The sequence below is a fragment of the Flavobacterium salilacus subsp. salilacus genome (assembly GCF_004634195.1).
Taxonomy (GTDB): Bacteria; Bacteroidota; Bacteroidia; order Flavobacteriales; family Flavobacteriaceae; genus Flavobacterium; species Flavobacterium salilacus.
Window position 1 is genome coordinate 42,728 of the sequence record NZ_SKBP01000010.1, and the last position, 12,411, is coordinate 55,138.

Below are 12,411 nucleotides of genomic sequence, written 5' to 3' on the forward strand. Positions count from 1 at the left end.
AATTTCCTTCATGTAAAAAATAACATACTTTTGCTTGATATAAATTATAAAGCATGGCAAAACCTACTACCCTATACGTATTTCACAAATCAGGAAATAATAATCATTACATAGGTCTTGAAAAACTGATGGAGCAAAACAACGGTAAGGTTGTGTACAGGGAATTTTCTGTCGTGGGTAAGTTTTTCAGGAGTTTATTTAAATTACAATTTGGTTTGGTGAGCAAGCAATTTGTAAACGCCGGTTTTATGTTGAGCTTGATGCTCTCGAAAAACAAAAAAGTGGTACTGGGTATTGCACCTTATGATTATAAGCTAACCAAATTATGTTCTTTATTAAAGAATCATCAGGTATATTACCATACTTCATGGACGGTTTGGGACGGGACTTATTATCCGAAGAAAAAGCGTGTAACACCAAAGCTGATAGAGCGATGGAAGCAATTTATTGAGAAAGATATAAAACACATTTTTGCCGTATCGGGCGAAACCAAAAAGCAGCTTATTGCAAATTATGCTATTCCTGAGGAGAAAGTGAGTAATGTTTATCACTCTTTAGATAGTACTGTTTTTTACTCACATCAGGCAAAGCCTGTTGGGGAGAATCTGAAATTCTTTTATGCGGGTAGATTAGTAAAGCAAAAAGGACTGGAAGAACTGTTAGCGTATTTTTCAGCCCATCCGGACAAAGTATTTACTATTGCTGGTGAAGGAGAACTAAAGGGTACTGTAGAAGACTACGCAAAACAATACAGTAATATTAATTTTGCAGGTTATATAAAGGACAGAAACAGGCTGGCAGATTATTACAGGGAGCACCAATATGTGGTATTGAATTCCTATAAAACTGAAAAGTGGGAAGAGCTTTTCGGGATGGTATTAATAGAGGCTATGGGTTGTGGCGCTATTCCTATAGCTACAAACCATACAGGTCCCGAAGAAATTATTACAGACGGGTGGGATGGTTATCTTGTGGCTGAAGGAGAAATGACTGTTTTACTTAACACACTAACCCCTGAAAATTATTCGTCGGAAATGAGGCAACAAGCCATAAACCGAGCCCGACAGTTTTATGTAAATAAAATAGCAGAACGATGGAAAGCTGTTTTATTATAATGCCTCTTTTTCCGCTTTCGCGATAAGCGGCTCCCAAAAGGCACGTACTTTGGGTTTGTTAAACCCATGGCAGGCAAACGGCAGTTTACCTCCATTAATTTTTACACCAATATGGGGCTTACGGTCTATACTAAAGCCTACAGCTTCTTTATAATCCGGAATTTTCATATCGGTAAGGGTAGGAGCAACAAGGCTAAAGTAGATGTCTTCTATATGGTGGCTGTGTGGGTTTTTGTTTTCCTGCGCGTGTTGTATGCTTTCTGTTTGCTCAGTCGTTATTTCATACATTTTTGCCACTTTTCGTAACGAGAAACCTCCGTTACCCACTTTAAAAAAGTGTGCCGTACTCTTTTTTTTCTTTTTAAAGAAATTTCGTAAAACGAAAAGCCCTTTATTGATAAAATTCCTTTCGGATGCAAGCCATGGAGCGCCTATGTAATCATAACCTTTATCGCACCATTTTAGCAGCTCGTCTTTAAAAACATATACATCCGTTTGGCATATCAGCATATATTCATAGTCCCTAAACTTTTCATAGAATATACCGGATAGCATCAGCTTGTTATAACCGCTTACGCCTTTAAAAAACTCATCATTAAAACGTATAACAGTATGTGTTACCTTATTTATAACGCTATCTAACGGAGAAAGATCCAGGCTTTGGGGGCATACCACAGCAAAGGTGTGATTGCCTAAAATAGCTATGCTGCGATGTAACGACATAAGGTCGTTATCACTTAGGGCGGTAGTATATATGGGTATTACTACAATTACTTTGTTTTGTGTCATGAAACTATTTTTTTAGTCTGTATATCCCTAAGGCTTTTTTCAGCATTTTGTTAAACAGCACCCAGTTTACATACAGTCCGTTTTTAAAGCTCGTCCAAGCCCATTTGCTGTGTGGCAGTATATTTTTACTGATGTTAGCCTCCATAGCGGTCGAAAGGATAAAATCGCTCTTCACATCGTCCCATTTTACATTGCCATAGCCATCAAACTCGTTTACTTTATTCTTTTCGTGTATGATAGACATCCATAATCGTTTATCGGTTATCTGCATAATACGGGTTTCCTTTTTCCAGTGATTATGGTCATTAAGCCATACCGTTTTTGGGTTGTCATTTTTCTCAATCAGGCTGATAAAAGGGTTAAAAATATGCTCCTTTTTGCCCAGCATAATAACGGGTTTTATTTGTAACGAATAGCCTTTAATCACATCTATAGCCATGTAATCCTGCTTCTTAAACTTATTTTGAACTTCGTTTATAAAGCTGTTACGAATGCAATCATCATTATCAATGCGGGATGTAATCAGGTAAGGAACACCCTTTGTTTCGGCAGTAATCAACTTTTTAATTTCCGGATAAAAAGCGGGCATTCCCTCTATATAAAACAGTTTTATATTGCTGTTACCCGCAATAAGGGCTTCAATTTTTTGCCTGTAAGCATTGGGTGTGGTTACATCAAAATAAATGAGCCATGTAAAATTCTTATTGGTTTGGGCTACTACTGACGGTAAGCAAAAATTTTCGAACAGCCAAAGTCGGTGTTCCAACCATTCATCCGTAAGCAGGCTTTCGTTGTTTTTGGTAACATCCCACTTAGGGTTTTTAAGGTTAAAACGGGTAATTAGGTAATGGCTGAACATATATTGGTTTATCGATTATTTGGTAAAAATAAAGCAATTATTTGAAGCGTAAAATGCAAATGGTTACTTTTGTCTAAAATTGTAGCTGTTGATGAATAAAGTAATCCATCCAGATTTTCAGGATCGCGAAGAACAAATTGTTGATATTATTGAAAGTTTTACTACAAAAGGAACTTTATTTATTAACGGTAAGCGCAACAAAATCAAAACTTTTCCTTTGGGGGCAATTACGGTAAATGTAAAGTCGTTTAAAGTGCCTAATGTTATTAATAAGTTGGTTTATCGTTTCTTCCGTAAGTCGAAAGCCCAGCGTTCTTATGAGTTTGCCAACATATTATTAGAAAAAGGTATCGGTACGCCACAGCCCATTGCTTATTTTGAAAATAAAGCAGCTTTATCATTACAGGATAGTTATTATATGAGTGAACAGATGGAAGCCGACCTTACCTTCAGGCAGCTTATAGAAATTCCTGATTATCCCGAGCATGAAATTATATTACGCCAGTTTACACAATTTACCTTTAGACTACACGAAAAAGGAATTGCCTTTTTAGACCATACTCCCGGTAATACCCTTATAAAGAAGACAGGGCACGAGCAGTACGAATTTTTTTTGGTTGATTTAAACAGGATGCGATTTCACACTCAAATGAGTTTGGAGGAAAGGGTTGTCAATATGGCAAAACTTACCCCCGAGGAACGGTTGATAACTGTAATGAGCGATGAATATGCAAAATTATACGGATGCAGTTATGATGCCGTATTACAACCTATGATAAAACATACCCAGTATTTTGCCAACAGGTTTCACCGTAAACGTGCCATTAAGAGAAAACTGGGGTTACGAAAAAATTAAAAAAATAATACCTTTGCATATCCGTTTTGCGGTAATTCAATAAAAAAGCACCACCTATGAAAATTTCGGTAATAGTAAGTACTTATAATGCAGAAAAATGGCTCGAAAAAGTACTTATAGGATATAGCAACCAAACCTATAAAGATTTTGAAGTTATTATTGCTGATGATGGTTCGCGAGAAAGTACTAAAGCACTGATAGACCGTTATGCAGCCGATTACCCGGTGCCGTTACGACACCTGTGGCATGAAGATAAAGGCTACCGTAGGCAAGAGATACTTAATATAGCCATAGTTGAGGCTGCCAATGAGTATATTATAATGACGGACGGTGACTGCATACCACGCGAGGATTTTGTAGCAGTACATGCAAAATTTGCCGAAAAGGGAAGATTTCTTTCAGGAGGCTATTGTAAGCTCCCTATGAGTACCAGCGAGGCAATAACCAAAGAGGATATAGAAACCCAGCGTTGTTTTGATGTAAACTGGCTGACAAGTATTGATAAACTTGGCTTTTCGCAAAAGTTAAAACTTTCGTCAAGCCCTGTATTGGCTACAGTACTGGATATTGTTACCACTACAACCCCTTCTTTCAATAACTGTAACTCATCAGGGTTTAAAGCAGATATGATAGCGATAAACGGATATGACGAACGTATGAAATATGGAGGTCCTGACCGCGAATTTGGGGAGCGTTTGGAAAATTATGGTGTAAAAGGAAAGCAGATAAGGCACAAGGCTATATGCCTGCACCTTGACCACAGCAGGGGGTATAAAACCCCCGAATCACTGGCTGCTAATTTGGCTATACGTAAAGAGGTTAAAGAAAATAAAATTAAATGGACTCCTTACGGGATAGTAAAAGAGCCCGGTCTTCCGCCTGTTTCATAATATAGTTTAAAAAACTTGTAAGGTCACTTTCAAACAGGTTCAGTGTAAGTTTCTCATATAGTTCCAAAGACTCTTGTTTGAACTCTTTTGGGTGTTTAGAGCCATATATTTCAGGGAAATAATCTTTCAGGTGCAATGCCATGTGCTGCTTACCATCGGTAAGCATATTCCACGAATTTTTGTTTATCCATGGCGAGAAAATAGTAAATGTAGGTACATCCAAAGCCTTTGCCATGTTTACAGCTCCTCCTTCGTTACCTATCAGTGCATTGCACTGCTCCAATATTGCCAAAAAGGCTCTGAGGTCTTTAAAGTAAAAGTCAAAAAATATTTTAGTCTGTGTTTCAGGACGGCATAAATTATAAATCTCTTTTGCTTTCTCTGTTTGCGATGGCAGGTAGTTAAACAGTAGTTGCGCATTGCAGCTATCGCTTATTTTATCTATCACTTTTGCCATTTCCTTTGCAGGCAGGCTTTTTATATTATCGCTTCCCAGCACACTTATCATAATTACAGGCAGGTGCATATCCAGTTTTTCACTCATTTGTTTTTCCGCATGTGCTCTTTCCTGTTCAGTAATGTATATTTTTGGGTAAACAATAGGGTGTTTTTTTCCTGTTACTGCCTCAACAAGCTGCATGCGGTGATATAAAGCCGATCCTGAGGCTTTTTTATCAGGGGCTACGGTTTTATTGTAAAAAAATGAAGTGTACCATTTTTTATAGCCTATTTTAGTTTTAGCTCCGGAAAATGATGTTATAATACCGCTTTCCCATTTTGCATAAGCATCAATTACTACATCATAGTTAGTTTTTCTAATTCTTTTGAGGAATTGAAAAAACTTGAGCTTACTTTCTCTGTACCCGTCTTCAAACGGAATGATGTTATCAATATTGGGGTTATTTTCTATTACCGGAGTGGTAAAAGTATTTACCAGATAGTCTATGCGTGAGCATGGATATTCAGCTTTCAGCATGTTGCAAATACTGCTGCTGGCAAGTACATCGCCTATCATTTTTTGTTGTATTACCAGTATTTTTTTACGCGCGGCATTCATCTCTTTCAGATAAACGTAGCGCATATATACATGGTAGCCGAGTATTCGGGCAATTTCGTAACCTCTTCTGCCATTAATAAACCCGAATTTCAGAATGTAATATTTAAAAAACCGGAATCCCGGCCGTATGGTAAAGTGAAAAATATTGGTGCTTATACCCTCGTTATAAAACTCTCTGGCTTTTAGTTTTGAATAGTGAAGCCGTTTTTGCAGAAAGTCTTCTTTATTTATAAAAGAGTAGTGTTCAATGGCATATTTAAGTACACGGCTCTTGCCGTTTATAACAAGTTTTTCGTGTACCAGTTTATCAGAATAGCGGCATTTGGATTTACGAAATACCCTTGCCGTTCTGTCTTCATTAAAGTTATTATTTACAAGAGGCTTGCCTTGGTAGTAAAATACTCGTTTTACCCAAAGGGCTACTTCTTCGGGATTGCTGTTTACAACCTCCAGAATTTCTTTAATACCTTTTTCGGTTATCCTTTCATCGGCATCAAAAAAAGCAACCCAATCGTAAGTGGCAAGGTCGAGTGTATAGTTACGCTGCGAAGAAAAATCATCGAACTTTCGCTGATAAAACCTTACATGAGGATATTCGTCCTTTATTATGGCAGTTGTATTATCAGAACTATAGGAATCTACTATAACAATCTCGTCAGCAAACGACATGTTGTCAAGATACTCCCTAATGTTGTGCTCTTCATTATATACAATGGCGAGCGCAGATATTTTGGTATGTTTTCCGCTCATTATCAGTTTTTAAACCGCTACGTCATATTCCCTTAAGGCATTATTGAGCGAGGTCTTTAAGTCAGTTGAAGGTTTACGTTTACCTATGATTAATGCACATGGTACTTGGTACTCGCCTGCTGCAAATTTTTTAGTATAACTGCCCGGTATTACTACAGACCGTGCCGGTACAACCCCTTTTGTTTCTATAGGAGTATCACCTGTAACATCTATAATTTTTGTCGATGCAGTAAGGCACACATTTGCGCCAAGCACCGCTTCGGTTTCTACTCTCACGCCTTCTACTACTATGCACCTCGAACCTATAAATGCTCCGTCTTCTATAATTACAGGTGCAGCTTGTAAAGGTTCTAATACTCCGCCAATACCTACACCACCGCTAAGGTGAACGTTTTTACCTATCTGTGCACAACTGCCCACGGTAGCCCAGGTATCTACCATAGTACCTTCGTCAACATAAGCGCCAATGTTTACATAGCTTGGCATTAAAATAACGCCCGATGCTATATATGCCCCATGCCTTGCCACAGCATTGGGTACAACACGTATCCCTTTTTCGGCATAATTATGTTTTAGCGGCATTTTATCATGATACTCAAAAATACCTGCTTCCATCGTTTTCATTTTTTGTATCGGGAAGTACATTACCACCGCTTTTTTCACCCATTCATTTACTTGCCAGCCTCCTTCAAGAGGTTCTGCAACGCGTAATTTTCCGGTATCAAGCATTTCAATAACCTCGCGTATAGCATTGATAGTAGAAGCCTCTTGGAGCAATTCTCTGTTATTCCAAGCTTGTTCTATTATGGTTTTTAAGGTATTCATAGCGCAACTTCTTTTTGGGCAAAGATAGTAATCTGGTTAAATTATCACTATCAAAAAGCCTGTTCGCAGCATATTTCTTTTAAAAGAATTTATTGAAAACATCAATATTGCTTAAATTTACTAAAAACTAACTGATAATGAAAGACAATTTTTCCGTTCAGGCAAAAGGATATTCGATATATCGTCCGCATTACCCGCCAGATATGATTAATCATATACTCTCTTTTATAAACAATAAAGGTAAAGCGCTGGATGTTGCAACCGGCAACGGGCAGGTTGCAGCAGCATTAGCTCCTTTTTTTACTACCGTTTACGGTATCGATATCAGTGCGACACAATTGGATAACGCTGTGCAGCGGGAAAATATTATTTATAAAGAGGCAAAAGCCGAAGAGACAGGTTTTAATACAAATGAATTTGACCTTATCACGGTGGCACAGGCAATACATTGGTTTGATTTTGATGCTTTTTATAAAGAGGTATATCGCATACTGAAACCTTCGGGCATTATAGCGGTAATGGGATATGGGCTTTTTCGCACGGATGTAAATACAGATAAGATAATAAATCGTTTTTACAATACTATAATCGGAGAGTATTGGGATGCTGAGCGCAAGTATGTAGAAGAGGAATATAAAACAATACCTTTCCCTTTTGATGAAATTTATACTGATAAGTCCTTTACAAATGCTGTTTTGTGGACGTTTGAGCAGCTTGTGGGTTATTTGGAAACCTGGTCTGCCGTGCAGCATTACATCAGGCAAAAAGGCAGTAACCCGCTCAATCTTATAAAAGATGATTTAAAAGAAAGCTGGAAAAAAAGCGATAAGCAGGTAACATTTCCGCTATTTTTGCGAATGGGAAGACTTGAAAAGAGATAACGTATGGCAAATGATTTTTTTGGGAGTAATGGTAAAGGGCGTATTCTGGCTATAGATTACGGACTGAAACGTACAGGAATAGCGGTAACTGATGAAATGCAGATGATAGCGTCGGGGCTTACTACCATACCGACAGAAACGGCTATTGACTGGCTTAAAGCCTATTTTGCAAAAGAGCGTGTAACAAAGGTTTTGATAGGCGAACCCAGGCAAATGAATAATGAGCCTTCGCAGAGCGCACCGCTTATAGCTGCTTTTACCGAACAATTTAAAAGTACGTTTCCTGATATGCCTTTGGAGGGGGTAGATGAACGTTTTACCAGTAAAATGGCATTTCAAACCATGATTGATAGCGGGTTGAAGAAAAAGCAACGTCAAAACAAAGCTTTGATTGATGAAATTTCGGCAACTATTATATTGCAGGATTATTTATCACGAAAAAAAATTATATAAACTTTGTTAATTAAAAGCGGCTGTCTTAAAAGTGTCATTCTGAGCGGAATGTAATGGAGTGAAGAATCTCGATTATTTGATATAGAATGAGATTCTTCCTTCGTCAGAATGACAAAAAGCATGTTTAAACACTTTTGAGACAGTCCCTTTTCATACCCACTAATGATGATTAACATTTTCTTAACGATACAAATTTAAATTGTAAATACTATTTTTCAATATTTAATGTTTATTATTGTAACGGATAAAGCCATGTATGTTTTATTCTATGTATAACCAACCGATAAATTATTAAATAGTATGAAAAACAAACTGAGGCTTTTAGCCTTTTCTGTCTCGGCAGGCGTATTACTGCTTTTTACCAACTGCCAAAAAGATGATGAAGCCACTACTGCCACACAATCATCTGATGTTACTACAGGGGTTAAAGTAAGCACTATTTCTTTTGATGAGTTTAAGCGCGATGCAAACGCCTATGCCGCTTTGCAAAAAGCGGTAAAGGGAAACACTGCCAAAGCTTTGGTTAATGACACCATAAACGGGTTTTATTATGACGATTCGAATGTTACAAGGATAGATTACCTAAAAAGTACGACTTATACCTTTCAGATTTTTAGGGAAGATGCTTCGATAGCCTACTACGAAAACCTTGTGATACATACAGATGATACAGAAAAATCGACATCGTATATATTTGAGTACCATTTTGACCTGACGGATGTAACCAACCTGCATGAGGATAAACAAATAATAAATTTACAAGATAAATATAAAGTAAAAAGTGGCAAAGGAGAACCTCACAATTACATTTATCAGGATGGGGAAGGCAGGTGTTATATTTTAACATCTCGTAATCCTGACACGGGTGAATATACAGGGGACGAGGGTATATATTATAGACTGTATGTAGAATGTCCTAGCTCTTTCTCATTAAGCCAAGATGGTAGCGGCAATGGAAGTGGTATTGATACTGGTATCATTAATATAAACATTACCATACCCACACAACCGGGCGACCAAGGACCTGTAATACACCCCGGTGGTGTAATTTCATGGCCGGGCGGGGTAGTGCCAGAGCCTGTGGTAACCAAGCCTGCGGTTAATTTTACGCTGGTGGTATTTAAACAAGATATTACCCCGGAGGAGTACCGATGGCTGATGCGTTTTTATAATAAAGAAATAACTGACGGTATATTGAAACTTTTGGGCAAGACATATCCTCTTAACCCTAACGCTGACAGGGAAGCTCTTGCCCACCGGATATTGGACTTTGCCATGCAAAATGAAAATAATAAAGAACTTGCCAAGCAGTTATTGGAGTTTTTGGATGAAGAAGAGTACTCACAGGAGAGTATAGAGGCTGCCGAAAATGCCATAGAAGATATTGAGAATGGAGATATACCTGATAATATAATAAATGCTGTAACAGGCGAATGCCAGGCTAATATTGTAACCGATGCTTACAGTGTATGTTCCGGTTTAAATACTATTTTTTTGGATATATATGAGGGAAGTGATACTTATAATGTTGTTTATAAAAGGTCTGCCATATTGGAACCAGATGTTGCTGGACGAACAGATCTCCTAAGCAAAACAACCAACAGTTCAGGTCAGCAAATATACAGTTTTGTTATTTACTTGAATAATAATTATGTTAACACTGCTACTGATATATCTATCGCAACTACTGTAATTCATGAAAACTTGCATGCTATATTATTGTATTTCAGGACTATTGGTCTAACTAATATTAATAGCAGTAATCTTACTTATAATCCTACCTATGTAGAATTAATAGATGCTTATACAAACAAACTAATAGAACTGGGTAACGCACCATTTTTATCAGGTGGAAATGCACATCATGAGTTTATGTCTTATTTGGTAGATAATATCGCTGAGTCAATAAAAGCTTTTGGTCTGAGCAAAGGCTATCAGAAGCCGGATAGTTTCTATTATGCAATGGCATGGCAGGGACTAACTCATATTAATGGTCTTAATAATCAAAAAGTGATAAATCCTGATTTCATAAGTTTAGTTCCTAATGCCGGCACAAGAGCAAATATTTTGAACACATTGCAAGCGGAGCGTATAAACGAAGAATTTAATGGAGTTATTCCCTCATACAGACCGGGTTCTTGTAATTAAAATAAATGTATAAACATGAAAAAGTTATTAATTTTACTTTTATCCTCTTTGCTAATGGCTTGTTCAAGCACAAAGCCTAAAGATAAATTTGTTAAATCAGATTATGATATAGCCGAGAAAGTATTAGCATTTGCGGATATAAATGATTGGAAAGAGTACGGATTGATTTCTGAACCTGATAATTATAATATTGATAAGTATTTAAATGGTTTTATGGTTGATACTTTAGATTTAAGGGACTATAAATTTGATTTTAAAAGTGACCACAATGCCAAGTGGGAGTATAAACATTTTAGTAATCAAAGTATACTCGACAAACTTAAAATAATTGATGATTATTCAGAAATAGAGATAATTGACTCAATCGAAAATGGAAATCCGCAGAAGTATATTAAAATTTCAAGACCCGTATATTCAACTGATGGTAAATATGCAGTAGTTTATTTTAATTATTTTTATAATGTAAAAAATGCATCCCTTTGGGATAGTTATACCGCAATTTTCTTTGAAGAGAATAATGAATGGACTATGATTAAGTGGATTTATACTCCTATTGATGATAAGTAAAAAGTAGCCTTAGACAAGGCTACTTTTTATTTTTTAGTAAACAACAACAAAAATTATTATGAAAATATTTTCCTATAGTTTACTGATAATCATTTTCCAAAGTTGTGCTACTGTAAAATCTGAAGATGAATTTGTTAAATCAGATTATGAAATAGCGGAAAAAACGTTAGTATGTTTCGATAAATGGAATAATTATAGATTAATTTCTGAACCCGATAATTATATAGTTGATAATTATTTAGATGGTTTTATGATTGACACCTTAGATTTAAGGAATTATAAGTTTGATTTTAAAAGCAATCGTGACGCCAAATGGGAATACAAAAATTTTAGTAATCCAAGTATACTCGCTAAACTTAAAATAATTGATGATTATTCAAAGGTAAAGACTGTATATTTGAATGATTATAAAGATGCTAAGAGATTTATTAAGATGTCAAGACCCTTGTATTCAAACGATAACAAATATGCAGCCGTGCATATTAGTTCTTTTTTTAATTTGTTAACGTCATCCCAATTAGAGGGTTATACTTTAATTTTTTTTAGGGAGAATAATGAATGGACTTTGATTAGTTGTGTTCTTACTTCTATTAGTTAAAATAGAAACAAGTATAAAGAAACTTGTGACATGAAGATGAAATATTGTATACTGCTAACGCTAATAATTATTCTTCAAAGCTGTGCTACTGTACCTGAAAGTAAAGTTGTGGATAGCGATTATGAAATAGCACAGCTTACTTTGGGTAATTTTACCAAATGGGACGAGTACCGATTGATGCAAGAACCCAGCACTTCTACAACCGATGATTATTTGGAAGGTTTTGCAACAATGGAATTGATTGAGTTTCCTCAAAAGTTTCATTATAAAGGCTCTAATAAAGAAAAATGGAAGAAGCGTTTTTTTAATGATCCAGAAGTTAAGAAGAAGTTACGTGTTATAAAAGATTATGAGAGTATCCCTGTTACATCTGAAAGAGAAAAAAATAAAATTTATATGTCAATGTCCCGACCCATATATTCAGAAGACGGAAAATATGCAGTAGTAATAGTTAATATGCTTTCTGATAATATTTTGTGGGGCGGAGGAGGAGATGGTTATGTATATGAAAAAATAAGTGGTAAATGGAAGTTACATTTAAAATTTGTACCCTATTTAACTTAAAATAACGAGCAGCTTTAATTAAGGCTGCTTTTTTGTATGTATGTGTAAATTTAAGTACA

Annotated in this window: 13 protein-coding genes; 9 read left to right on the top strand and 4 right to left on the bottom strand. The window is 36.3% G+C overall.

The window, feature by feature from the left end:
• Positions 1-53: 53 nt before the first annotated feature.
• Positions 54-1,115 (top strand): glycosyltransferase family 4 protein, encoded by a 1,062-nt coding sequence (locus E0W68_RS11590; protein WP_135219599.1) that lies wholly within the window; start codon positions 54-56, stop codon positions 1,113-1,115.
• Here the strand turns inward: E0W68_RS11590 and E0W68_RS11595 are convergent.
• Positions 1,110-1,904: a DUF5672 family protein gene (locus E0W68_RS11595; RefSeq protein WP_135219600.1), complete on the bottom strand. Its 795-nt coding sequence runs from the start codon at positions 1,902-1,904 to the stop codon at positions 1,110-1,112. The genes E0W68_RS11590 and E0W68_RS11595 overlap by 6 nt on opposite strands.
• Before the next feature lie 4 nt (positions 1,905-1,908).
• The gene (locus tag E0W68_RS11600) at positions 1,909-2,763 is read right to left on the bottom strand and encodes a glycosyltransferase (protein WP_135219601.1); all 855 of its coding nucleotides are present in this window, start codon (positions 2,761-2,763) and stop codon (positions 1,909-1,911) included.
• Positions 2,764-2,854: 91 nt separating this feature from the next.
• Between E0W68_RS11600 and E0W68_RS11605 the strand changes: the two genes are divergently transcribed.
• Positions 2,855-3,619 carry a lipopolysaccharide kinase InaA family protein gene (locus tag E0W68_RS11605; protein WP_135219602.1) on the top strand — a complete coding sequence of 255 codons (765 nt, stop codon included), beginning with the start codon at positions 2,855-2,857 and terminating at the stop codon, positions 3,617-3,619.
• A gap of 56 nt (positions 3,620-3,675) precedes the next feature.
• Positions 3,676-4,509: a glycosyltransferase family 2 protein gene (locus E0W68_RS11610; RefSeq protein WP_135219603.1), complete on the top strand. Its 834-nt coding sequence runs from the start codon at positions 3,676-3,678 to the stop codon at positions 4,507-4,509.
• On the opposite strand, the gene E0W68_RS11615 is transcribed toward E0W68_RS11610, so the two are convergent.
• Both E0W68_RS11615 and E0W68_RS11620 read right to left on the bottom strand, forming a co-directional pair.
• A complete protein-coding gene (locus E0W68_RS11615) occupies positions 4,454-6,316 on the bottom strand; it encodes a glycosyltransferase (RefSeq protein ID WP_135219604.1) in 1,863 nt (620 codons plus the stop codon). The genes E0W68_RS11610 and E0W68_RS11615 overlap by 56 nt on opposite strands.
• Positions 6,317-6,325: 9 nt before the next feature.
• Positions 6,326-7,141, bottom strand: coding sequence for a 2,3,4,5-tetrahydropyridine-2,6-dicarboxylate N-succinyltransferase (locus E0W68_RS11620; RefSeq protein WP_135219605.1), 816 nt, complete (start codon positions 7,139-7,141; stop codon positions 6,326-6,328).
• A gap of 137 nt (positions 7,142-7,278) precedes the next feature.
• Here E0W68_RS11620 and E0W68_RS11625 point away from each other — a divergent pair, with 137 nt between their 5' ends.
• The 6 genes from E0W68_RS11625 to E0W68_RS11650 all read left to right on the top strand — a co-directional run bounded on the left by E0W68_RS11625 (position 7,279) and on the right by E0W68_RS11650 (position 12,352).
• Positions 7,279-8,022: a class I SAM-dependent methyltransferase gene (locus E0W68_RS11625; protein ID WP_135219606.1), complete on the top strand. Its 744-nt coding sequence runs from the start codon at positions 7,279-7,281 to the stop codon at positions 8,020-8,022.
• A gap of 3 nt (positions 8,023-8,025) precedes the next feature.
• On the top strand, positions 8,026-8,475 hold the full coding sequence (gene ruvX / locus E0W68_RS11630) for a Holliday junction resolvase RuvX (RefSeq protein WP_135219607.1): 450 nt from the start codon (positions 8,026-8,028) through the stop codon (positions 8,473-8,475).
• Positions 8,476-8,775: 300 nt separating this feature from the next.
• Positions 8,776-10,623, top strand: coding sequence for a hypothetical protein (locus E0W68_RS11635; protein ID WP_135219608.1), 1,848 nt, complete (start codon positions 8,776-8,778; stop codon positions 10,621-10,623).
• A gap of 15 nt (positions 10,624-10,638) precedes the next feature.
• The gene (locus E0W68_RS11640; protein WP_135219609.1) at positions 10,639-11,190 is read left to right on the top strand and encodes a hypothetical protein; all 552 of its coding nucleotides are present in this window, start codon (positions 10,639-10,641) and stop codon (positions 11,188-11,190) included.
• A 58-nt stretch (positions 11,191-11,248) separates the two neighbouring features.
• Positions 11,249-11,788 (top strand): hypothetical protein, encoded by a 540-nt coding sequence (locus tag E0W68_RS11645; RefSeq protein WP_135219610.1) that lies wholly within the window; start codon positions 11,249-11,251, stop codon positions 11,786-11,788.
• A gap of 36 nt (positions 11,789-11,824) precedes the next feature.
• The gene (locus E0W68_RS11650; protein ID WP_135219611.1) at positions 11,825-12,352 is read left to right on the top strand and encodes a hypothetical protein; all 528 of its coding nucleotides are present in this window, start codon (positions 11,825-11,827) and stop codon (positions 12,350-12,352) included.
• Positions 12,353-12,411: the final 59 nt, after the last annotated feature.